The organism is Sulfurirhabdus autotrophica (assembly GCF_004346685.1).
Lineage (GTDB): Bacteria > Pseudomonadota > Gammaproteobacteria > Burkholderiales > SMCO01 > Sulfurirhabdus > Sulfurirhabdus autotrophica.
In genome coordinates this window covers 141350-164927 of the sequence record NZ_SMCO01000002.1, presented here as the reverse complement: position 1 = coordinate 164927, position 23578 = coordinate 141350, and the positions used below count along the sequence as shown (strand labels likewise).

At 45.6% G+C, this 23578-nt stretch carries 16 protein-coding genes and 2 tRNA genes; 13 read left to right on the top strand and 5 right to left on the bottom strand.

Annotated elements, in window-relative coordinates; translation table 11 throughout:
• The first annotated feature begins 238 nt into the window (after positions 1-238).
• The 3 genes from EDC63_RS04990 to EDC63_RS04980 are packed head-to-tail and all read left to right on the top strand — an operon-like array spanning position 239 to position 4407.
• Positions 239-1132, top strand: a complete 894-nt coding sequence (locus EDC63_RS04990) for a phosphate/phosphite/phosphonate ABC transporter substrate-binding protein (protein ID WP_165922911.1) — start codon at positions 239-241, stop codon at positions 1130-1132.
• Positions 1119-3014 (top strand): sensor histidine kinase, encoded by a 1896-nt coding sequence (locus tag EDC63_RS04985; RefSeq protein ID WP_124947064.1) that lies wholly within the window; start codon positions 1119-1121, stop codon positions 3012-3014. The genes EDC63_RS04990 and EDC63_RS04985 overlap by 14 nt, the downstream gene beginning before the upstream one ends.
• A complete protein-coding gene (locus tag EDC63_RS04980; RefSeq protein WP_124947065.1) occupies positions 3007-4407 on the top strand; it encodes a sigma-54-dependent transcriptional regulator in 1401 nt (466 codons plus the stop codon). Before EDC63_RS04985 ends, EDC63_RS04980 begins: the two co-directional genes overlap by 8 nt.
• A 130-nt stretch (positions 4408-4537) precedes the next feature.
• Here the strand turns inward: EDC63_RS04980 and EDC63_RS04975 are convergent, their stop codons facing one another.
• The 3 genes from EDC63_RS04975 to EDC63_RS04965 form a co-directional block, all read right to left on the bottom strand.
• Positions 4538-5185, bottom strand: coding sequence for a lytic transglycosylase domain-containing protein (locus EDC63_RS04975; protein WP_223272272.1), 648 nt, complete (start codon positions 5183-5185; stop codon positions 4538-4540).
• A gap of 272 nt (positions 5186-5457) precedes the next feature.
• A complete protein-coding gene (locus EDC63_RS04970) occupies positions 5458-5688 on the bottom strand; it encodes an EAL domain-containing protein (RefSeq protein ID WP_399166280.1) in 231 nt (76 codons plus the stop codon).
• A gap of 526 nt (positions 5689-6214) precedes the next feature.
• Positions 6215-6820 carry a type II secretion system protein gene (locus EDC63_RS04965; RefSeq protein WP_124947066.1) on the bottom strand — a complete coding sequence of 202 codons (606 nt, stop codon included), beginning with the start codon at positions 6818-6820 and terminating at the stop codon, positions 6215-6217.
• A gap of 285 nt (positions 6821-7105) precedes the next feature.
• Here EDC63_RS04965 and EDC63_RS04960 point away from each other — a divergent pair, with 285 nt between their 5' ends.
• Complete coding sequence (locus tag EDC63_RS04960) at positions 7106-7864, top strand: GGDEF domain-containing protein (RefSeq protein ID WP_124947067.1); 759 nt, start codon at positions 7106-7108, stop codon at positions 7862-7864.
• A 3-nt stretch (positions 7865-7867) separates the two neighbouring features.
• Here the strand turns inward: EDC63_RS04960 and rtcR are convergent, their stop codons facing one another.
• Positions 7868-9466 (bottom strand): RNA repair transcriptional activator RtcR, encoded by a 1599-nt coding sequence (gene rtcR / locus EDC63_RS04955; protein WP_124947068.1) that lies wholly within the window; start codon positions 9464-9466, stop codon positions 7868-7870.
• A 193-nt stretch (positions 9467-9659) separates the two neighbouring features.
• Between rtcR and EDC63_RS04950 the strand changes: the two genes are divergently transcribed.
• The 5 genes from EDC63_RS04950 (at position 9660) to EDC63_RS04930 (ending at position 13079) form a co-directional block, all read left to right on the top strand.
• Positions 9660-10886, top strand: coding sequence for an RtcB family protein (locus EDC63_RS04950; RefSeq protein WP_124947069.1), 1227 nt, complete (start codon positions 9660-9662; stop codon positions 10884-10886).
• A gap of 108 nt (positions 10887-10994) precedes the next feature.
• Positions 10995-11068, top strand: a tRNA-OTHER gene (locus tag EDC63_RS04945).
• Positions 11068-11138 (top strand) — tRNA-Thr (locus tag EDC63_RS04940). Before EDC63_RS04945 ends, EDC63_RS04940 begins: the two co-directional genes overlap by 1 nt.
• 260 nt (positions 11139-11398) lie before the next feature.
• Positions 11399-12577 (top strand): slipin family protein, encoded by a 1179-nt coding sequence (locus tag EDC63_RS04935; RefSeq protein WP_124947070.1) that lies wholly within the window; start codon positions 11399-11401, stop codon positions 12575-12577.
• A 163-nt stretch (positions 12578-12740) separates the two neighbouring features.
• Positions 12741-13079, top strand: a complete 339-nt coding sequence (locus EDC63_RS04930; protein WP_124947071.1) for a TfoX/Sxy family protein — start codon at positions 12741-12743, stop codon at positions 13077-13079.
• 36 nt (positions 13080-13115) lie between these two features.
• Here EDC63_RS04930 and EDC63_RS04925 read toward each other — a convergent pair whose 3' ends face one another.
• Positions 13116-14372, bottom strand: coding sequence for a hypothetical protein (locus EDC63_RS04925; RefSeq protein ID WP_165922910.1), 1257 nt, complete (start codon positions 14370-14372; stop codon positions 13116-13118).
• A gap of 222 nt (positions 14373-14594) precedes the next feature.
• On the opposite strand from EDC63_RS04925, the gene EDC63_RS04920 reads away from it, so the two are divergent.
• The 4 genes from EDC63_RS04920 to EDC63_RS04900 all read left to right on the top strand — a co-directional run bounded on the left by EDC63_RS04920 (position 14595) and on the right by EDC63_RS04900 (position 23556).
• Positions 14595-15302: a YecA/YgfB family protein gene (locus EDC63_RS04920; RefSeq protein ID WP_124947073.1), complete on the top strand. Its 708-nt coding sequence runs from the start codon at positions 14595-14597 to the stop codon at positions 15300-15302.
• Between the two features lie 40 nt (positions 15303-15342).
• The gene (locus EDC63_RS04910; RefSeq protein WP_124947074.1) at positions 15343-15990 is read left to right on the top strand and encodes a YceH family protein; all 648 of its coding nucleotides are present in this window, start codon (positions 15343-15345) and stop codon (positions 15988-15990) included.
• A 131-nt stretch (positions 15991-16121) separates the two neighbouring features.
• On the top strand, positions 16122-19589 hold the full coding sequence (locus EDC63_RS04905) for a hypothetical protein (protein WP_124947075.1): 3468 nt from the start codon (positions 16122-16124) through the stop codon (positions 19587-19589).
• Between the two features lie 184 nt (positions 19590-19773).
• Positions 19774-23556: a PAS domain S-box protein gene (locus tag EDC63_RS04900; protein ID WP_165922909.1), complete on the top strand. Its 3783-nt coding sequence runs from the start codon at positions 19774-19776 to the stop codon at positions 23554-23556.
• Positions 23557-23578: the final 22 nt, after the last annotated feature.

The window sequence follows — 23578 nt, the reverse complement described above, 5'->3', positions numbered from 1 at the left end:
GATTTCGTTTGAATGAGTTATTACATGACGCTTGCCTAAGTTTCGGCTGCGGAGTACTATTTTGTATATATAAAAAATAGCCATCTACCGGATTATAAATAAAAAACATCATTAAGCCGTACCGGGGATTGGACATCATCACACTCATATTGAACGGAAACAAATGTATTGCATTTCGAAATGCCAATGGCAGGACAGTGCATGCTTGTGCGGGGATGTTTTTGTTCCCATGCAAAATATGGACGAGTCGAAATTTTATCATGCTTTTAAATGGTGGAAACTCGCCATTTTTGTTGTATTTTTCATTGCAATAGCATTCCCTTTTCAAGTATTGGCTGTTTCAGATCCGAATAAACCCCCTCTGACATTTGGTGTTTTTCCACGCTGGAATGCACAAATCATGGTGCGGAATTTTTCGCCACTTGCCCATGTTCTTAGCCAGTCATTGGGTCGTGAAGTGCGTGTTGAAACTGACAAGGATTTTAATTCATTTATGGCGCGCGTTCGTGCTGGTGAATTTGATATTGTTTACTTGAATCAACTGCAATATGTACAAGCACATCAAGCTGCCGGGTACATTGCCATAGCCAAACTTTGTGAAAGCCCTGAATGTACCATCTCTGCGGCAATCGTTGTCAGAAATGATGGAGGAATAAAAAATATAGCCGATTTACGTGGTAAAACCATCGCATTTGGTGATCGGAATGCCATGGTCAGCTATGTTTTGGCTAAAAGTGTCCTTCAAGCAGCAGGATTACCGCAGGATCAATATCGCATGATCTTTACCAAAAACCCGCCTAACGCGCTATTTGCGGTTTACAACAGCGAAGCTCAAGCTGCTGGTGTGGGATCGTCTGTGTTTTCTCATCCGGAAATTGTTCAGCGAGTAGACAAAACACAATTACGGGTGTTGATCGAAAGTAAACCCATACCACAATTGCCACTGGCAGTCCGCCGAGATATGGACCCACAGCTAGTCAATAACATCATGAAAGTGTTGCTTCAATTGCATCGGCATATGGAAGGCGTTTCCATTCTAAAAAAGTTGAATGCAGACAGATTTGAAGTGGCCAACGACGCAGAATACGCAATGTTAAAAAGTTTGCTGGAAACCGCAGATGCTGGAAATTAAGCAGTGGCTGGCTCGCCCACGTGGTATTCAAACGCGTTTTTTTTTGACGCAAGCATTATTTGTCGCAACGTTCATGACCATGCTTGGCGTAGCTTTGTTTATCAATCAACGCCAGAGTATGGAAAAACGGCTGGCTCAAGATACGCAAGCCCTGACGCAATTTCTTTTTGATAAGGGAAATGCTTCTTCCGGATTTTTAGCGAGAATAGCGCCTCAGGGTATCCTTTCATACGATTACTTATTGCTTGAGGGTTATGTTGAAGAATTGTCGTCAGATTCAGATATTTTATATGTGGTGATATTTAATCCTGCTGGCGTACCCTTGACGCATTTTCTAAAATTGAAAGAACCTTATTTCCAGCAATTTGGTAAATCAATCAAGCAGAGTGATTTTTTAAGCGTGCTTACTAAAGCGCGTAATGATCCAGGGTTATTAGTGGTGCGACGTCCAATAGAATATGAAGGTGTTAATTTGGGTGTGGTTGAAATTGCACTTTCTCGTACTCGTATTACGCACCGCGCTCAAGAGCTTTCCAGAAATCTGGAAATCGAAATACAGCGTATTGCCGTCATTACGGCAAGTTTAATTGTTATTTCGCTGGTTGTATTGTTGTTACTGATTGAAGGGATTTTTCGTCGTACTGTAGTATCGCCAATTCAATCACTGATGTCCTGGATGTCACGTTTACAGGGCGGTGATCTGAATGCAAGAGCGCCCATTCTGCATAAGGATGAAATAGGTTTACTTGCTCAAAGTTTTAACCATATGGCGGATGAGTTGCAGTCGCAATTAAATAAAATTGAGGAACAGCGTTGCAAGTTTAAAGAAACGCGGGATTATCTGGCAAATATCCTGGATAACTCTGCTGACATGATGGCGACCACGGGACTTGATGGCCGTATGGTGGAGTTTAATACCGCATCAGAACGCACTTTGGGATTTTCCAGGGCAGAGGTGATAGGCAAACCTTCATCCATGATTTATCAGGATTGTGCTGAGCTGGACAGGCTCTATGGCGTGGTATATCAAGGACAGCCAGTACAAAATGCCGAAACTCGCCTGACCTGCAAAAATGGTAAGATTATTGATGTTGAAGTGACCCTTTCTCCTTTGCGTGACAATGCCGGCATGTTGATTGGCGCAATATGTATTGGGCGTGATGTGACGCTGTCTAAAGCTTTGAGAAATGAACTGATTCAATCTGAAAAAATGGCATCCATCGGTCAGGTAGCTTCGTGGATAACCCATCAGATTCGCAATTATCTTGGTCGTATTTTAATGAATGCGGCGATTTTGCACCCTCAGACTATTGAAGGGGGTGTGTATAAAGCACATCAGGATATGTTAGTTGCAATTAATGAAATGGACAGAATGGTAACGGACCTGCTGGATTACAGCCGAACCTTGAAACTGCATTTTGCACCGCTCAACCTCAACGCTAGCCTAGCCAGTTTGTTAGAACCCATTTACAAAGAAATATCAGAAAAAATCACCGTCGAACATAATTTTGCACCGGATTTACCCCAGGTTTACGCAGATGTATTCAAGCTCGAACAAGCACTTAATAATGTGTTGAAAAATGCGGTTGAAGCCATGGTAAATGGCGGAAAACTTAGTGTGAGTACAGCAGTAGGACCGAAAGAAGGTTTCATAACAGTTGAAATTCAGGATACGGGTGAAGGCATTGCCTCAGAAGATATTCAAAGTGTTCTGCGTCCGTTTTTTACAACCAAGCAAAAAGGTACCGGTCTGGGAATGGCAATGGCATCGCGAATTGTGGAAGCACATGGTGGAGAAGTTCAGTTAAAAAGCCAGGTTGGTGTGGGTACTTCAGTTATCTTTATTCTGCCGATAAGCCGGAGAAAAAACCGAAATGAGTGATTTGATGATATTGGTGGTGGATGATCAGGAATCCCACCGCGAACTGGTTCGATCGGTGCTGGAAGCGAATGGATACAGTGTGGCAACAGCATCTTCTGGCGCAATTGCATTGCAACGAGTACAGCAAGGGGGTATTCGGTTAGTGTTGACCGATCAGCTCATGCCTGGCATGTCTGGCGTAGAGTTGATGCAGCAAATCCATGGAGGGCGTCCTGATTTGCCAGTGGTCATAGTAACAGCGCATGGTTCTGTAGATTCCGCCGTTAATGCAATGAAAGCAGGGGCTATAGATTATATTCAGAAGCCGTTTTCGCCCGAAGAATTGATGCTCGTAGTACGACGGGTGCTTGAGCGGCAGGATCTGGTTGAAGAAGTACGCACATTGCGTGAACGTGTAGGAGACCCTTATCGTTTTGAACGCATTATCAGTAAAAGCCCCAAGATGCTGGAAATTTTCGAGATGGTACGTAACCTGGCTGATCTGGATACAACCGTTCTCATTACGGGAGAAACCGGCACGGGTAAAGAACTGGTTGCCAGTGCAATTCATTTTCACAGTAACAGGCGCGATCAACGCTTTGTCCGAATTAATTGCGGAGCGCTGACTGAAACGCTGCTGGAAAGCGAACTGTTTGGGCACGAGCGGGGTGCCTTTTCCGGTGCAATACAAGCCAGAAGAGGGAAATTTGAGTATGCAACGGGAGGGACGTTGCTCCTGGATGAAATTGGCGAAATTTCTCATGTGATGCAAGTGAAATTATTGCGCGTATTGCAGGAAAAAGAGATTCAGCGAGTAGGTGGAAATGAAACCATCCCTGTTGATGTGAGAATACTTGCAACAACCAACAGAAATTTGGAGCAGGCAGTCGCAGACGGCACATTCCGGTCTGATTTATATTATCGTTTGAATGTTGTCCGCATGCAATTACCGCCATTACGTGAACGCATGGAAGACGTACCTTTGCTTGTAGAGCACTTTATTAAAGTTTTTTGCGATAAAACCGGAAGGCACCTTACGGGAATCAGCCACGATGCACTTAACGCGATGCTGGCTTATCACTGGCAGGGCAATGTACGTGAATTGGCCAATGTAATGGAGCGTGCATCAGCACTCACAGTGGGGGAGGTGATTAATTCTGTGGAACTGACTGCTACTCAAATTCAACCCCCTGAGCACACTCATCAGGGTATCAACTTGCCGTTGAATTTACCCTTTAAAGAAGGCAGGCAAAGCATCATTGCGGAATTTGAAAAAGCCTATCTGTCTGAATGTCTCCGTCGATTTAAGGGTAATGTGGCGCATTGTGCACAACACTGCGAAGTCGATAACAAAACGTTCTATAGGAAAATGCAGGAATACGGTCTGGACAAGCGTGATTTCAAACACTTGTAAAAGATGCGGAATGATTCGTGTGTGAAAATGCACAACTAGGGATAAGTTGCGAAAAACGGAGCAAGGGGCGCACAATCACTCAGTGAGTGTTAAAAAGCGCAAGGTTGGTGAAATCTGGTTAGGGGGTGAATCACATCTGCTGATATTTTGTATATGCGCCCATGACCTTAGGTACATACCTGATAGTTTCATTATATGGCGGAATACGATTTCCATGCCGGATGACGGCGTTTTCACCTGCATTATATGCAGCCAGTACCAGTTTCAAATCATTGTTGAATAGTTGCATCAGGTCGCTGAGATATTGTGCGCCCCCTGAAATATTCTGCATAGGGTCATAGAGATTGGAAACACCATAACGCTTTGCTGTATCAGGCATGATCTGCATCAGGCCTACCGCTCCTTTGGGAGAAACAGCATTGGAATTAAAACCCGACTCAGTGGCAATGACTGCTTCCAGCAAAGCGGGTTCAATGTTGTAAGTCTGCGCAGCCTGTTTGACGAAATGGCTATAACGCTGACGATTTTCTGCGGATGCAGTGTTAACACGTCCCGGTTTGTTAACGGAAACAGTTGGATTTTCTGATGGGGTGCGCATGTACAGCGTATAACGACCGTCTGACGGAACATTGCTTAAATGGACTGTACCATCTGCTGCTGTGAAACTATATATATCAGCCCATGCTGGACTCGATATGAGTAACAGAATAAGTGAAAAGGAAATAATTGTTGGCTTGGCTTTCATAACACGAAATGCTAGTGCAATATTCTTTGACAAGCAAGCAGATTTATCTAAGTCAGGTCATTAACATAATCCGCCATCTTGTTCAAACAGTGATTCAAATGTTACTGCAGGTGATCGTTTTATGCGCCGGTATCCCCGCAGCCCATTTAACTTGGTAACAGGGGGAAAGAATGGGTGTTACCAACCCTAAGCACGCGTTGACTCTTTCATAAAGGTTTGCTCAACTTGCACAACATGCAATTGGTTTGTGATCAATGATAGTCAGGAACTCGCAGACACTGTACTGACACAATATCCAGAAGGTTTCAAGGTTGCAGCACAAAAGCTTCGAATGCATTTAAAGCCAGGGGGCGACTAAAAAAATACCCTTGATATGCATAACAACCTGCACTCGCCAGAAATGCGCATTGCGCGTCTGTTTCAACACCTTCCGCAATGACGCTTAACCCCAAGTTCTGTGCCAGTGCCACGATGGTTCTGGCAATGGCTGCATCGTTGGGGTCGCTGAGGAATAAATGACAAGTCCGACGGCTGATACGCGCGGAACGGAAACTCCCAAGACTAGCAGCAGGAGATGGGTTTGAATCGAATATGTACGCAATGTTTTACACCAGTAGTCCAATGATTATTTTAAGCGAAACATTTATCTGGAAAGCCTGAATCAAAGACATAATTCAGGCGATCAAAATCAGCGAACTGATAACAAGTTGTTAAATAATTACGCACTTGTGCTGATTAATGTACCTATTGGAATTGGTAATTTACATTCACGAATTGTCCCAATAAAATTAAAGTATCGACATAATTGCCAATATCTTTAGTAAACGTTTTTACGATCAGCTACTTAACTTAGACCTTTATCTCCCAAGTGACCCATGTAGATGACGATATTTGGCACGGCCAAGATTCAGAGTGAACGAATGGATGTCTACCCTACGCAACTTGGTACTAGTTAGTTGTCAGCCAGGGTTTCAAATGGGCACTTTAAAGCTATTTGCTGGTGTGGGCATATGCAAACAAATAAGCCTTCAGCTCTATCTATGGGCTAAATACTCGAACTTACTAGTTTTGAGGCTGAATAATGGAAGATGGTGGTTGAGGAATGGTTTGCGGGATTGCTGGATTTTGATTGGGTGCTGTTCCAGTAGCTAATGTTTGTGTTTGCGTGGTGGCGGGGCTGGTGCGTGGCGCAAAGAAGGCCCACTCAGAATATTTCTTTTTATTTTCAAACAGGCTGTCTGCAGGGCGAAAGTCACCCGTTTTAAGTGGCTCGTCTGTAGAGAGGCTGTAAACGCCCATAATGCCACCATTTGTACCAGGAATCACTCCCCATTCTTCATTGCCGGTTATCGGGTCTTTATATTTTTTCCGGATATAGCGTTTTGTAGTGACGTAGCGTGAATCCTTGACCAGTTCGTCCAGTGAAGTCGGATATTTTTTTGCGGCGCCTGGACTCTCCTGATAATAATGTGCAATGGCTTTCCGGTATTGATCGCCAATATAGAGTAGCTGTTTTTCTTTTTCACGAGTTTGAATGTTGTGCCACATCTGGCCCACAGCAGCTAGGCTGATACCCATGATAGCCACAGCAATCATCAGCCCGATATAGGTGAAACCTCGTTGAAAAACGTATGGTTTTTTAAACGTTGAAATTTTGTAAGCTGCCATGTCAAGTTCAATATTGGTTTTTCGGGCACTTTTGTGGTGCTTATAGCAGATTTGAAAGCCAAATTCCTATACTATCGTATTTTTTTAGAATATAACAAGAATGTCTAAGTAGCCAATCTATGCACAACGAGTTACACGCTGATCAGGCTTAAAATGTATTAGTTGAAATTTCCCGAATTTTGAGGAGCGTAATACTTTTAAGGATATTTGTTTCAGATTGACGCGTAGTATATTCTTATTGCATAACGGTCAATTCAATTTTGAGTTTTTATAATAAATTCTACTATGATCATTGAACTATTATCAACAAAACAAGTGATTATCAGGATAGCAGCCATTATTGCATCTGCAGAATTCCTGATTATGCTTGTTTTGCGCATTGTTCCCTTTGAAATGAATGCAATTGCAGAAGCAGTGCTGGACGTAATGCTGTTGGCAACTTTGTCTACGCCAGCTGTTTACTTATGGGTGATTAAGCCTTTTGTGAATGCGCGTGATGATGCTCTAGGTCAAATCAGTCACTTGGCATTTACCGATGCGTTGACGCAACTGGCAAATAGACGTCATGTTTTAAAACATCTGGAAAGAGTGTTAGCGAGCAGCGTTAGACATAAGATTTTTGGGGCTTTGCTGGTAATTGATTTGGATGGCTTTAAGCGTGTAAACGATGATTTTGGTCATGATGCGGGCGATGCGGTGCTGGTTGAAATAGCTACACGCTTTAGGTCTTCCATTCGAACAGAAGACGTTGCAGGGCGAATGGGGGGGGATGAGTTTGTTGTTATGGTTGATCATTTGGATGTTGATGAGCCGCAAGCAAAGGATAAATCGTTACGAATCGCTGAAAAGTTGATTAATCTGGCAAATAGGCCTTTTGATTTTAACGGCCATGTACTGCACGTTGGTGCCAGCATCGGAATATGCCTGTTAGGATCGGAACGACTGGATGCGGTTGAGGCATTGAATAAAGCCGATATGGCTATGTATCGTGCAAAGAAATCAGGAAAAGGTTGTGCGGTTTTATATGATAAAAGCTGGGAGTGAAGCTTAGGATTGCCTGGTGATTACTCCTTGGAACTCCAGGCCAAAACGTATTAAGTATTGCTTTAACCGATGTGAGTCATTGATGCTGGATTTTTGTGTGCGGCTGCGATTAAATAATTTACGACCTGCTTCTGCAAGACTCCGGCTTTCTCTGCATATATTGATGACTTGCGTCAGTTGAATTTGATCAAACAAATCAATTTCGGTTAATGTTTCTGATGGTAAAATTTCACTGAGTATTTCAGTTGAGAATGGTTGCTTATCTGAAAATCCGGACCACCCTTTTTGTAGGCGCAAAATCTCACCTTCTACAATTTCTTCCGTAATCCTGCCTCCGGTTGCCAAAGTGGCCATGCGGGTAATGCTGGAATTGAGATCGCGGAAATTTGCCCGCCACATTGCTTGCGGTGAGCGAGCAAATTCCAGATAGTTTTCACGCGCACCTTTATTAAAATTCACTTTGTGTCCGGCTTTAATGGTGAATTGGTGCAACTCGTGTTCTATGTTTGGTTCCAGATCTTCTATTCTGTTTCTTAGGGAAGGTAGCTCATAAGTCCACAGGTTAATACGTGCCAATAGATCTTCGCGAAAAAGTCCCAGACGAACTTGCTCGAATAAATCTCTGTTGGTTCCTGCGATTAACTGAAAATTACTGCTTACTTCAATATCTGCGCCAAATGGCATAAAAATCTTGTCTTCAATTGCCCTGAGCAGCATTGCCTGCTCGTCTAGGCCGAGTTCGCCAATTTCATCCAGAAACAGCAAGCCGTTGTCTGCTTCCCGTAACAACCCGGCGCGGGTGTTAAGCGCACCGGTGAATGCGCCTTTTACATGGCCAAAAAGGGCAGACATTGCATTGTCGCCCCGCAAAGTGGCACAGTTAACCTCAACCAATTTACCCTTTATTTGCCCACGCTGTTTCTTCAGATCATAAATGCGTTTTGCAAGGCGTGACTTGCCTGCTCCGGTTGGTCCGGTAAGCAGGATGGGCGCGGAGGATCGGATAGATACATGTTCCAGTTGTGAAATTAATGCATTGAATGCTGTGTTGTGTGTTTCTATTCCGCTTTTCAGATAGGTGATGCCATCCATGGCCTCACGCTCAAAACGTGATGCAATCTGATCGTATCGCGAAAGATCAAGATCAATGATCTGGTATTGCCCCTTTGGCCCTTCTTCGCCTGGGGAAGTTTGCAGCAGTTTGCCGGGTATGTATCTTGCCTCAGTCAATAAATACAAACAGATTTGGGCTACATGTGTTCCCGTAGTGATATGGACATAATAATCACTTTGTTCAGGGTCAAATGAATAGCTGCGTGTGAAATCCAATAGCTGACTGTATACCTCCTCAAAATCCCATGGATCACTGTAATTAACCAGATAAGGGATGACACTTGTTTGCGGAGATATTTCGCGCATGTCGCGCATGGTGATCTCGGCAAGTGCAGCCTCTTCCGGGTGATGGATCAACACAAACTCATTAACGGGCAGTTCTGCATGCATGAGCAGCGAAACATTTGGACGCCACCGTTTCGTTCTGTTTCTGCCAAGGCCGCCATGATCTAGCCTGGAACCCAAAATGCCGATTATCGTTGTATTCATTTAGATAGCAACTTATCTTGTAAGATAGATTTATTGTATATTAAATTTATCGCGCCAATTTATTATTTGTTTAATAGTGTGAATTATTTGTTTATTTACAATTGGATAAAAATATTATGCTGAAATTAATTATTTCTGGCACAGCAATTGCTATCTGATAACTGTGAATAACAATAAGTTGAAAGGAATAAATATGAATACACCATACGAAGTTTTAAGTGCCGAAGGCCAACATCCAGTTAAATCATGGACAAGAGGTGTGCAATTTGACGATAACGCCAAGCAGCAGCTGCGCAACATTGCCCAGATGCCATTTATTCATAAATGGATCGCTGCCATGCCAGATGTGCACGTTGGTAAGGGCGCGACAATTGGTAGCGTGATACCGACAATTGGCGCAGTAATTCCGGCGGCCGTAGGTGTGGACCTTGGGTGCGGCATGATGGCGGCAAAAACATCACTTACTGCTGCACAGTTGCCAGATTCGTTAAGTGCAATGCGTGCGGAAATTGAGAAGCGAGTACCGCATGGACGCTCGATTCAACATCGTGGTGTACGTGATACAGGTAGCTGGGGTAAAGCGCCAGAAGAAGTGTTGCAAGCATGGGCGCCCTTACATGCCGGGTTTGAGCATTTGTGTGAAAAGCATCCTTTTTTGAAGAACACGAACAACTTGAATCATTTAGGGACGTTGGGTACAGGGAATCACTTTGTAGAAATTTGTCTGGATGAAGCAGATGCAGTGTGGGTGATGTTGCATAGTGGTTCACGCGGAGTAGGTAACCGTATTGGTACGTACTTTATTGAGCAAGCCAAAAAGGATATGGAGCGATGGTTCATTCACTTGCCGGATAAAGATTTGGCTTACATACCCGAAGGGAGTGAGAATTTTCGCCACTATATCGAAGCAGTTGCATGGGCACAGGATTTCGCTCGCGCAAATCGGGAGGTGATGATGTTGAACACATTAAGCGCCATGCGCGAAGTCATGAATGTGAAATTTGAAGCTGATGTTGAAGCGGTGAATTGCCACCATAACTACATCAGTCGTGAAAGTCATTATGGTGAAAATGTCTGGGTAACGCGTAAGGGGGCCGTAAGCGCGCGCAAGGGCGAGATGGGAATTATTCCGGGCAGCATGGGGGCGCGATCTTTCATCGTACGCGGACTTGGGAATGAGGAAAGTTTCTGTAGTTGCAGCCACGGTGCGGGGCGCGTGATGTCAAGAACTGAAGCCAAACGCCAAGTTACGTTGGCTGAACATATTAAAGCGACGGAAGGCGTGGAATGTCGTAAAGACAAAGATGTTATAGATGAAACCCCCTCTGCTTACAAACCCATCGAACAGGTGATGGCTGCACAGGCGGATTTAGTCGAAATTGTTCACACCTTAAAGCAAGTAGTTTGTGTAAAGGGGTGATAAAAAATTTTAGTGTGGGCCTGTTATCAGCGGAGCAGATTCAAAAATCTGTCTGACGCAGCCGTCAATGGCGAACTGCGTATCGATAACAAGCAAGTACTGAAAATTGCCGCCATAGCTCAGTCTGGTAGAGCACCGATGCAAATCGGGTGTCGTTGGTTCGAATCCATCTGGCGGCTCCATCGCTATAGCTCAGCTTGGTAGAGCGCTGAAATAGTCATTCAGTTGTCGCCGGTTCGACTCCGGCTAGTGAAACTACCCTGTCACGGTAGCTGTAAAAAATAGCCCGCAAGGGCACAGGTAAGCCTCCAGGCGGCGGGAGGAATGAAGTGAGCGTGAAGCAGTAACATTTAACGCCTGATTCAGGAATTCCAACGCCAGCTCAGGTACTGCCTTGTATCAGGGTTAGCGTGCGCGCAATTGGCAACAAGCAGTTTGCCTGCACGTCACAATGATGCAAGCCAGTACTTGAGTGGAGACACTGCCAACGATTGTTAATCAGGAGAAGTGCCATGAAATTATTCATGTTGGAGTACAAGAAAATCATCATTGCAGAGTCTCAGCGAGGCTTGCTATTCAAAGATAAACAGTTCGTCAGGGTTTTGGTGCCTGGCGTACATTATGTGTGGGACTGGCAGAACCGGTATCAGGTGCAGGTCACCGATATTCTCACCACCTTGCAGGCGGGCGTGAGCAAAGAAGTGATTTATCTGGCCGAGCTTCATGCAGAGGCATTTGCTACGCACTTGCAAACATGGCAAACCGGTGAGCAGGAAGTGGGTTTGGTCTATCAGAATAATGTGCTGAAAGATATTAAAGCGCCTGCTCAGCAAGGTGCTTACTGGAAGACCCAGCATGCTATACGTATTGAGAAGATCGATATCAGAGAAGATTTTTCAGTATCCAAAAAGCTGGCTGCGTTACTCACCAATGCCAAGGACGAGTTGCTGAAACTGGCTACGTCAGCAGCAGTGACCAGTGCTAGCATACCTGAGCGGCATGTCGGGTTTCTGGAGGTGGATGGCGAAAATGTTGGCACATTGGTTGCAGGTACCTATGTCTGGTGGAAATTTAACCGCAAAATTGCGGTAACAATGCTGGATGGTCGTTTGCAAAACATGGAGGTTAACGGGCAAGAAATTTTGACCAAAGACCGCGTCAGTTTACGCGTAAACCTGTCATCAACCTGGCAGATTAAAGATGCCCGTCTGGTTAAATCAGAACTGGCTGATGCCAAAGACTATTTGTATCGAGAGCTGCAACTGGCTTTGCGTACGATAGTCAGCACACAAACACTGGATGAATTGCTGGTAGATAAAAATTCACTAAACCAGCAGGTGCAGGCGATTGTTGTTGAAAAAGCATTGTCTTATGGTATTGAAGTTAAGACGGTTGGTGCACGCGATATTGTTTTGCCTGGCGAAATGAAAGCTATTCTGACTCAGGTTGTGGAAGCGCAAAAAGTGGCAGAAGCAAACCTGATCAAACGGCAGGAGGAAACGCAGGCAACGCGATCATTGCATAACACCGCGAAGGTGATGGAAGGGAACCCTGTTTTGATACGCTTAAAAGAACTGGAAATACTGGAAAAAATCTCAGGCCGGATCAGCACACTTAACGTTTATGGTGGGTTAGATGGGGTGATGAACGATATGGTCCGGTTAACTGACCGTAGCGTTAAAGCGGTGTAGATGTTTTGAACTGGCAAACTTAATGGATTTTCCAATAAGCTTGCCAGTTTTTTTCAATTGTAAAATTTTTATCAAGGTTGATTTCATTAGCGGATAATTCAAAACCAAGTCTTAACTTATGGCACATTAAGTGGTTTTCTAATCCTCGTTAGGAGAATATTTCATGTCTTACGATGAAGGGCTTGCCCAAAGATTGAGAGAACTTCTCCCGTCGCAGCAGAACATTACCGAGAGGAAGATGTTTGGCGGGTTAGCCTTCATGTCTCGTGGATATATGTTTGTCGGAATTGTGGGGGATGTTCTTATGGCAAGAGTGGGCCCGGAGTATTACGAGCTGGCACTATCCAGGCCGTACGTACGCGAGATGGATTTTACTGGTAAACCGATGAAGGGGTATGTATACGTTGAATCTTCAGGATATGAGGAGGACTCGGATTTATCGGAATGGGTATTGAAGTGTCTTGATTTTGTTCATTCGCTCCCTTCGAAGAAACCAAAATGAACGCTTGGTGATCGGTCAGCTGATTTTTATTTCTAATCAGTTCCCTTTGTATAATTTACAGTCGGCAATACGCTTTTCTATAACGGCCATTTGCGATAGATAAATGGCCGATCCTACATCGCCAAAGCGCTGTTTGAAAACGTTTTCAGGCATGCTTTCTGGTAAATCGCCGACTCTAGGGATGATGACTTTTTCCTGTACGCCTTCGGATAACAGTTTTTGAACACGCCTGGCATTTTCAGGCGAGGCAGTGGCCAGTTCACCGAAACGGGTACCTGCACGGTCTGCTGCTATGTCTGTAAAGCTGAATCCGCTCCCTCCCTTTGAATCTGACACTTCCTTATACACGCCGACTGCATTCGACAGGGAAATGTCTGCGCCTGCAGCAATTGCGGCAGAGGTGAGGAAGTGCTGGGCAAAATCAATGCGCTGCTCAAGCGTGAGTGAGAAACGCCAGGGATGGCGAATTTCTGTAGGGACCAGAGTAGACATGCCATGGCCGCTTGCCCATGCGCCAAGTACCAGCAGTAGTGCACGGTTTTCAGCGATGGGGTCACCCATGATGCTGCGTGCTTGAGCAAATTTAAACATGGGTTTCATCATGTTGGCGGCGGAGCCGGACATTGCCGTACCGGTTGATTGGAGCGCCATTAAATGTGCATGATAGGCAAGCAGGATAGTGGAGTCGGCGCCAGATATAAAGTGCCGGCTGAGTTCCCCCAGCTGATCTGGTCGCCACTGGTATGTCATGTTTAATCTATCGGGTTGAAGATTAAACTGCTGAATAACACTGTGAGCTAGTTGGTATTCTCTTGTTTGTTTGGTGCTGGTTAACAATTCATGAACAATTAAATTCGCCATAAATGTGGGAACGGTGAGAGAGCCCAGTTTCAGTTTGGTAATTTCAGGTTGCCCTTCTGATTCTTCTACAGCTAGCCATACATTCAGGTAAGTGGGAATGGGGATGGCCGGTAACTTGATGCTGCTTTCTACCTGCATGGCATTTTCTGTTATATCGATACGTGCGCCACCATGACCCGTTCTGTGTAACAGGTAGTTGGCTGCCAGGCTGAGATCTTGTTGATTGATCGTTATGCTGTGCAGGGTTCCCGGCACTAAATAGCGGGGATTATTTTGTCTCAGGATAGCTTCCGCACGGGCAATGTCCAGGTGGGACAAATTGGCTGATTCAGGTACGGCTGGTTTCGAAGAGAGTGCAAGCCAAATGAGCAATACGCACGCAAAAGGCAGGATAAGCAGGAAAAATAAAAGCAGCCGCAAAGTAAATCGCATATGAACTAGAGCGTTATCGCACGTTTTAATGGTTGAAGTAATGAGTTTTTATGTGTGAAGGATAACATGGTGTGCCTGGTTAAAAATGAATAAACGGATTGCTGATTTAATTTCTAAACAAGGCTTGGTGAAAACCAGCTCAATGCACCTGTTTGGGTAAAGAGAATTTATGGAACTGGCTGGCTGAGGTAATATGGTGTTTTCGCTCTTCAATACCGTACGATGAATTCACACATGCAGGCAACAGGCCCTATGACAGAAGAACAAATAAAACAATTGGAAACATGGCTGGTATCCCCGGTCTTCAAGGGTAAAGCGATGCCTTTGGATAAATTACAAGGCTTGCTATGTGCTGTTGTCAGTTCGCCAGATGTTATTCCAGCCAGTCGCTGGATAGCAGAAGTGCTTGGAACCAAGCCAACTATTGAATCAGAAGCCCAGATTAATGAGTTTATGGGGCTGTTGATGGGGTTTTACAATCATGTGGTATCCCAGTTCATGGATGACGGACAGCATTTGAACCTTATGCTGAAAGCTGAAAGTCAGGGAGATGAACGAGACAGCTATCAATCCTGGTGTGATGGTTATATTTTAGGTTGGTCACTTTCTAAACAGGAATGGATGACGCCGGGTAACGAGCCGTTAAAAAAACTGACATTTCCCATTTTGCTTTTATCTGGTGCGTTCAAGGAGGATGCAGAAAACAGGGGAGAGGAGTTTATGCCACCTGATGAATACGAAAAACTGGTGCTGGAATGTATGGCAGTGCTGCCGGATAGCGTATTTAAAATTTACAACTATTGGCTGGCTCAGCGCAAGCATAGCCCGGTCAAGCGAGATACCCCTAAAGTGGGCCGCAATGATACCTGTCCTTGCGGAAGTGGTAAAAAGTACAAACAATGTTGTGGCCAGTCGCGTACCTTGCATTAATCAGTTAATGGTTTCTGAAACAGATTGAAGGAATGGCATAGTGAACATTGAACTGACTTTATATGAAACACGCATTATTGGCGCGCTGATTGAAAAGGAAATAACCACGCCTGAGCAATATCCGCTCTCCCTTAACGCGCTGACCAATGCATGCAATCAGAAAAGCAGCCGCGATCCGGTTCTGGAACTGGATGAGGCAACGGTTTTGCAAACAGTGGATGAGCTGGTTAAAAAACATATGGTGAATGCGCAGACGGGTTTTGGCAGTCGTGTTGCCAAATTTCAGCATCGATTTTGCAATACAGAGTTTGGTACGCTGAAATTTACCCCACAGGAGTTGGGTATTATTTGTGTTTTACTGCTTCGTGGTCCTCAAACACCTGGAGAATTGCGCACCCACACTAATCGTTTGTGTCAGTTTAATGATATGCAGGAAGTTGAAAACACCCTGAACCATTTAACGGAACGCAATGACGGGCCGTTTGTGGTTAAGTTACCCCGTGAACCAGGAAAACGGGAATCGCGCTATGCACATCTTTTTAGCGGGGAAGTTGTACAAGAAGTTGTTGATTTCACCAATCGCCAGGAGGAAGCATTTTCTGGATCTGATCGAGAGAGACTGGACCGATTGGAAGTGCTGGTTGCTGAGTTGTTTCAGGAGGTTGAACGACTTAAGCAGGGTGCTTAGGGCGGGTGCTATTTATAAATTCCGTTCAAACCCATGATTGTGGTTTTTTCGGGTTAGAATAACCTTTTTCCCGGGATGCGGGATTAACCGTAAAATCGGTTTCAAGGATTAAGTTTGGGGTAGAGAAAGTTATGAAGGATTTGAATCAATTTCTTGGGCTCAATGGAAGCCCGGAAGATGTACAAGAAACGCGCGAACGCCTGCAGCTCTACATTAATCTGAAACTTGAATCCTCTGGCCAGCCCGCCTGCTTGCAGGGAAGTGATGGCGATTTCATGGCCGTTGCACAAGATCTGTTAAGAAGTTATCGCGAAAAATCCCGTTTGTTGAGCGGCTATCTGTGTCCGCCGGATCAGCGTATTCAGGATTTTCTGAATAGCTATCTCTCTGATGTTGCAGGTGGAGATATCCCCCGGTTGCCTGAAGATACTTTGATTCTCGATCGACACGGCGTATCCAGAGAGCTTTCACTACCCATTGATAAAGATGTGTTCAGCAGTGAGTATGTCAGTAGCTACCGTATTCGAAATGGGGTGTTGCATAATCCAGCAAGCGACCGTCGCACTACCAAGGGTTCTTTCCATGTTGCGGAAGGCGGGTTACCTATCCCCGGCGACAAGAAGGCCGTTCCTAAGCTAACGTTTGCGAATTTATTGCGGAAGGCCTTAACACCACCACCGAGTTATATGAAATTGCCGTTTACATCCGGGCAACCCCATGAAGCGAGTATGTTTGTGTCACTCTTGCTGCGTCCGGTGATTTGTCCGGAAATTCCAGGCAGTGAATCAGAAAAAAATATGGAAATTCGGTTTTTTGCGCCAGGCAGCCTGGTAAGCAATCTGGATTTTGTAGAAAGCATTTTCGGAAACGGGGGTAATCCTTATCTTTCCTCCAATGATGCCGGGCTGGATGCAGACCATTGGTCAGGTCACAGCGGGTGTGTGATTCTGGCCCCCCATCTGACGAGATTTACCAAGAAAGAACTGGGCTTGCCAGCATGGGATAAAGCAACGCCACGCCAACAGGTAGATGGCATGTGCTGGAAAGACGAAAGTGAACGTTATAACGATGGCGCTGCGTTCAAGATCACAGCCAGAGATGAGCGAGGCGTGATTGTGACCCTGCTGGCAGATAATTATTACGGCTATTGCAAAAAAGAAGTCAAAACACAGATCAGTTATGCCACAAATTTATTTGGCCTGGCTGAAGAAGAACACGCGGGAGGCGCTTTGGCCTTCCCTCGGCGAAATCATGGTGAGGAATTCGGGGTGGATAGTCACACCCGTGCACCTGGCTATGACTTTGACGATATGGTAGCGCAGTATGGCGAGTTGATGACATTGCAGCCCGAGGGCTATGGGGTAGACAAACAGTTTCCGGATGTGATTTATGTGCCTCAGGATTTGCGCATGGATCTCGCCGGACAAACGATTTCGTGGATGAAATCAGGCGTTAAGCAAACAATAAAACTGCGTCCCGGCAAAATTTACATGCAGCCAAATGGCTACAAAATAGAAATGCAGAAACATCCGGGGGCACCATCCTGGCGTCTGGTGGGTACGGATGCAGAAGGCGTGTTTTGTCATAAGCCTTGCACTGTTTCCGGAGGTGGTAAATCAGAGATTTCCAAATCACTCAATGATGCGGTTATATATGGACCGCTGTTTGTCGCGGATCTGGATAAAGATCTGGATCAGGTGGAAGCGATTTTTCAACGTCACTATGGTGACCGCTTTAAACCAGGTTTTGAACGTGAAGACAGGGATGCGAGCCGTAAATTACTGAGTTCGGAACGGAGTTTGGGTTCTGTTATTAAAGTACTCACCCCTTCCCCCTCCTATACAGACGCTTTTAACAACTGGCTGGAAAGTGTGCCAGATCGCATTCTGGCGCTGGTTTTTATTATCAAGCGCATGTACAGCCCGGACTGGGGTGATAGCTGGCGTCAACGCTTGTCTGTTGATTTTGTAAATGGCCAGCCTGGTCATGAACTCAAACTGGGTGAACGTAAGTTGGTGGGCTCTTATTTACGGATGGGCTTTGAGGAAAATGGCGCATGGCGAGTTTTCAAAATGCGTCAGGATTTTATTGCGGCAGAAAAAGTGCAGAAAGAAGACGACATTACCGCATCGGTTGTCGTACCTGCTGAAGTGCTTTCGAATGTATCCCCAAAAAGTGCGGATGCCAGTGTTAAATTGGTCAGTAATTGCGAGTACCGTTTGTTCCAGCGGCCTGACGAAGCAGTGCACCGCGGATTAGATCGCCAGACTGAACTGGATATAGCTCAGCGTGATAACTTTATTGCCAACTTTGAGCCGCTGAAGGGCGAAGCTCTGTCCGAAATAATGGAAGATGTTGTGGGTTTTGGCCAATATACAGAACCTATGCGAACAATCTTGCGTGAAGCTTCAGAGTCAGACGAATATGTGGTGTCATCAGCTCATCCGAGGATAGTGGATGGAAAGCCAAGCAAAAACCCACGTTATCTCCAATTGCGTCCTGATTTATCGCATCCGGTTCGCCGCTATGTGGCAGAAGTGGGGGCGCGACTGAGTCGGCGACTACCTTTGGAAGTTGCTGTTATTGAACCTGTTAACGCAGTACTGGTCGGCCGACGTAATAACCCGGCTGAACCTGGTATTCGTCCATTAGCCGTGTACAACCCGATTCATTATCAGGAGTTGCCCGAACTGTTCATGGATTTTATTTGCAGTTTGACCGGGAAATCGCCCTCCACCACAGGCGCAGGGAGTGAAGGCGCGCTAACGAAAGGACCATTTAATGCACTCCGGCCGACTGTCGATCTGAATAACGCGCTGGTTTCATTTATTCTTACGGGTTATTCGGGTTTTTCCACAGCGGCAGGCTATATTGGATCTAAATTCCGTGTGGATCATGATGTCAGTTTACTGGTACCTGAAATATGGTCGCGCCTATCTGCTCAGGATCGCGATCCTCACTTTCTGATTGAAAACGGCTATATGGAAAAAGTGGCAGATATCCAGTATGAGGGGCGATCAGTTCAAGCAAGTCGTCTGGGTTATCGCATCACAGAACGTTTTGTACATGGATATTTAGGCAAGATTTTTGATGCGCCTATGTCGGTATTCGGTGAAAGCATTCTCCGCCCGGAAACACAGGATTTGGCTGTTTTTGTAGATGGAGTGGAAAATATTGTAGAAGCGCAGCAAAAAGTGGGCGCATCTTATCTGGAAGATGGCAGCATAGAAGATGCCTGCCCGCCTATCAAAGCGCTGCTGCACATCATGGCAAACGGCAGTTACGAGGGGAAAGACGTGCATGATCCAGCCATTCGCGCCATGTTTACTCGTGAAGCACTGCTGGCCTCGGATTGGTATCTGGAGCGCCTGGAGACAAAGCAGGCTAGGGATGTAACTTTGTGGCAGCGCCATATTCATAACCTTGAAGCTTTTGTCAGTCGCCCTAGTCACCAGGATATGGTGATCAGGCTGGAGATTCATGACCGATTGATGCGGGCCAAAGCCAGGCTTGAAAAAGTGAAGACAGGTGCGTATCTGCAAAGCCTCCGTGGCACCATTGGGGCTGATCCCTTGCGTCCAACGAGAGCGGCTTCTTAAAATCAGCAGGGTTTCAAAGTGTTGTAAGATCAGAAACTGGTCAGCTTTGACTGGTTTGCTGATTGCCGTATGTAAGCCGACATTCATGTGAAGAGGATTGACGCTTTATAATATTGCCAGCAGGTATTAAAAAAGCAACAATAGCGATTAGGCATAATCTCTTCTTAATATGCTTCTATCCAGTATGACAGTGCAGTTTCTCGATAACGAACTGATACTTAATAAACCTGATATGGATGTAAAAACCTCTGACTATCATGGCATAGATTATCGGGCGATATTCGATGCAAACCCTGATGCTGTTTTTATCCTTAGCCTCAAGGGGCAAATTCTGGATGCGAATACTACCGCAGTAAACCGTTATGGCTACAGCCTTGATGATTTCAGAAATATGAATGCAGTTGATTTGGCTGCCAAAGATTTGGTCAAGGAGGTACATGTCCACCTCAGCGAATCCTTGAAATCGGGGAATAAGTTTGAATGGCGGCACCGACACAAAAACGGCAGTGAACTGCCGGTAGAAATCTTCTCACATCCAATTGTTCACAATGGCGAACCTGCCATAATAGCCAGTGTTCGTGACATCAGTCAGCGCAAAAAACTTGAGTTGGCACTACAAGATCAAAAATTTATGCTTGAGCGGATTCTGGATACTCAGCCGGGCACTGTCTACATCTACGATCTGGTGGAGCAGCGAAATGTTTATCTGAACAAGCATTGGCTTACTGCCTATGGCTATACGGTTGAAGAGACACAGGCCATGGGCAGTAATGTGCTCCAGATTTTTCATCCAGAAGATTTGGCTCGTATTATTGCATCCCATGAAGCATGGAAAGAAGCCTCCAGCGGTGACATACGCGAGATAGATTATCGTATTCGGGATAAAGGCGGGGCATGGCATTGGCTGGTAAGTCGTGAAACGCCTTTTGTTTTTGATGAATATGGGCAAGTCACCCAGATTCTCGGCATTGTGCATGATATTACTGAGCGTAAGCAGGTAGAGACGCTGCTTGACGGACAGAAACAAGTGCTAGAGATGATCGCCGTGGGCGTTGCATTGCCGGAAACGCTGACTTCGTTAGTGCAGCTTATTGAAGCTCAGTCCCCTGGAATGTTAGGTTCTATTTTGCTGATGGATGAAGATGGTGTTCATGTACGGCATGGCGCAGCACCCAGTTTGCCAGCTGAATTTGTGGCCGCAGTAGACGGGCAGCCGATAGGCCCGAACGCAGGGTCATGTGGTACTGCAGCTTATCTTAAGGAAGCAGTGTTTGTAGAAGATATTGCCACTGATCCACTTTGGGATGCTTACAAAGAGGCGGCGCTCCCGCATGGGTTGCGTGCCTGTTGGTCAACGCCAATACTCGATACGGAACGGAGGGTACTCGGCACCTTCGCAATGTATTATCGTCAACCAGGGTTGCCACGGCAGGAGCATTTGCAATTTATTGATACCGCCACTTATATCGCAAGCATCGCCATCGGTCGACACATTGCTGAAGCCGAGCTGCGAAAGAGTGAAGAGCGGCTGAGTAATATGATTGATGGCTTTGGCCCAACGACGTTCGTAGGGCTGATGGAGTTGGATGGAACGCTGATTAAGGTCAATCAGTCGGCATTGGATATGGGAGGGGTGGCGTTATCTGATGTGATGGGTAAACCTTTAGACCAGACCTACTGGTTTTCTGGCTTGGAGGAAACACAACAAAAACTTCGTACCGCAATTAAACTCGCAACTCAGGGTGAGGTCTCGCGCTATGATTTTCAGGTGCGCGGCACCGGAAACCATTTGGTTTCTATTGATTTTTCCTTGCAGCCTGTGCGTGACAAGACAGGCAAGATTGCGTTCCTCGTACCATCGGCCAACGATATTACCGAACGTAAGCTTGCAGAAGCAGCGGTGCGTGCAAGTGAGGAAAATTTTCGCGCGATTATCGAATCGTCGCCAGTGGCAATGGCCATGAATGACGAAAATTTGAAAATTACGTTATTGAACAGAAAATTTGTTGATACCTTTGGATATACGTTGGAAGATATTCCAACGCTGGAAGCGTGGTGGCCACGGGCCTATCCCGACCCCATTTATCGGCAACAGGTTGCCCAGGAATGGCATGCGGCGGTAGAAAAAATGCAGCAGAAGGGGGGTGGGTTTGATCCGATGGAATACCGGGTCATGTGTAAGGATGGCACGGTACGTGACATTAGCTTTAGTATGTCATGGATAGGGACGTCCAGTCTGGTGATTCTTTATGACATGACAGAACGCAAACATGCAGAGGAATTAATCCAAAAAAATGGAGCCAGATTTCGCTTTATGCTTGAAACCAGTCCCATAGCAGTAAGAATTGCTGCTTCTGGTGGGCATAACGTATTGTTTGCAAACCAGCAATATGCCGATTTAATCTCGCTTGAACGTGATCAGGTGATTGGAACAGACCCCAAACAGTATTACGCGGATCCCCAGGATTTTGAAGATGCTCTACAACAACTTGAGCAAGGGAAATCGGTAACTAACAATCTGGTGGAATTGAAAGTTTCAGAAACAAAAAAAACGTGGGTGCTGGCTTCTTATTTTAAACTGGAATATGAAAATGTGCCGGCAATATTAGGGTGGTTTTACGATGTTACCGACCTCAAGCATGCCGAAGACAAAATACATCAGATGGCATTTTATGATGTGCTGACGCAATTGCCTAACCGTCGGCTGTTAATGGATCGCTTGAATCAGGCGCTTTCGGCAAGTTCTCGCAATGGGCAGTATGGGGCAGTACTGTTTATCGACCTGGATAACTTTAAAACCCTCAACGATACGAAGGGACACGCGATTGGTGATCTGCTACTTATCGATGTAGCCAGAAGGGTGCAATCTTGCGTACGTGAAGGTGATACGGTGGCACGTCTGGGGGGCGATGAATTTCTCGTGGTACTGGAAACCCTCAGTGCAGATGTGGATGAAGCAGCAGCGCAAGCAGAAATGGTCGCCGAAAAAATACGCACCACGCTGAGCGAATCTTATATGCTCAATGAACGTAGGTGCTATACCACTTCGAGCATTGGTATTGTGCTATTCAGTGGTCGTCAGGAAATTCCCGATGATCTTCTCAGGTATGCGGATACAGCAATGTATCAAGCCAAAATTAGCGGTCGCAATGCAATTCGTTTCTATGATTCAGTCATGCAGCGTGCTATCGATACACGTGCGGAACTGGAAGATGAATTACGGCTTGCATTAAACAAGCAGCAATTTCGGTTGTATTACCAGATTCAGGTGGATAATCTGCGTCGCCCCTTGGGAGCAGAAGTATTGTTGCGCTGGGACCATCCTCAGTATGGTCTGGTTTCACCAGCACAATTCATCCCCCTTTCCGAAGAAACCGGCCTCATCATCCCGATTGGACTTTGGGTGCTTCAAACAGCTTGTGCGCAACTGTCAAACTGGCAAAACGATGCGATAGCCAAAAGCCTGACACTGGCGGTAAATGTCAGTGCCAAACAATTTCATGAGGCTGATTTTGTCTGGCAGGTACAGCGCGTGCTGCAGGAGACAGGAGCAAATCCCACCCTTTTGAAACTGGAGTTGACTGAAAGTGCCATGCTTAAAAATGTTGAGGAAACCATCAGCAAGATGCACCAAATAGAATTGCTTGGGGTGAGTTTTTCCATGGATGATTTTGGAACAGGTTATTCTTCCCTGCAGTATTTGAAACGCTTGCCGTTGAGTCAAATCAAAATTGATCAGTCATTTGTACGGGACATTGTCAGCGACCCTAACGATGCCACTATTGTGCAGACAATTATTGCCATGACAGAAACACTAGGGCTGGACGTGATTGCCGAAGGCGTTGAAAATGAAGCGCAGTGTCAATTTCTTGAGTTGCGTGGTTGTCAGGCTTTCCAGGGTTTTTTGTTTAGTAAACCTTTACCGCTGGGTGAATTTATGGATTTTATTAAAAATAAAATTGAATAATATAAGTCAAAAATTGCAATGG

Coding starts and splice junctions, on each gene's coding strand:
- EDC63_RS04900 (WP_165922909.1), top strand. CDS start 19,774: ATGACAGTGCAGTTTCTCGATAACGAACTGATACTTAATAAACCTGAT.
- rtcR (WP_124947068.1), bottom strand. CDS start 9,466: ATGAATACAACGATAATCGGCATTTTGGGTTCCAGGCTAGATCATGGC.
- EDC63_RS04920 (WP_124947073.1), top strand. CDS start 14,595: ATGAATTCACACATGCAGGCAACAGGCCCTATGACAGAAGAACAAATA.
- EDC63_RS04950 (WP_124947069.1), top strand. CDS start 9,660: ATGAATACACCATACGAAGTTTTAAGTGCCGAAGGCCAACATCCAGTT.
- EDC63_RS04985 (WP_124947064.1), top strand. CDS start 1,119: ATGCTGGAAATTAAGCAGTGGCTGGCTCGCCCACGTGGTATTCAAACG.
- EDC63_RS04980 (WP_124947065.1), top strand. CDS start 3,007: ATGAGTGATTTGATGATATTGGTGGTGGATGATCAGGAATCCCACCGC.
- EDC63_RS04905 (WP_124947075.1), top strand. CDS start 16,122: ATGAAGGATTTGAATCAATTTCTTGGGCTCAATGGAAGCCCGGAAGAT.
- EDC63_RS04925 (WP_165922910.1), bottom strand. CDS start 14,372: ATGCGATTTACTTTGCGGCTGCTTTTATTTTTCCTGCTTATCCTGCCT.
- EDC63_RS04990 (WP_165922911.1), top strand. CDS start 239: ATGGACGAGTCGAAATTTTATCATGCTTTTAAATGGTGGAAACTCGCC.
- EDC63_RS04960 (WP_124947067.1), top strand. CDS start 7,106: ATGATCATTGAACTATTATCAACAAAACAAGTGATTATCAGGATAGCA.
- EDC63_RS04935 (WP_124947070.1), top strand. CDS start 11,399: ATGAAATTATTCATGTTGGAGTACAAGAAAATCATCATTGCAGAGTCT.
- EDC63_RS04930 (WP_124947071.1), top strand. CDS start 12,741: ATGTCTTACGATGAAGGGCTTGCCCAAAGATTGAGAGAACTTCTCCCG.
- EDC63_RS04965 (WP_124947066.1), bottom strand. CDS start 6,820: ATGGCAGCTTACAAAATTTCAACGTTTAAAAAACCATACGTTTTTCAA.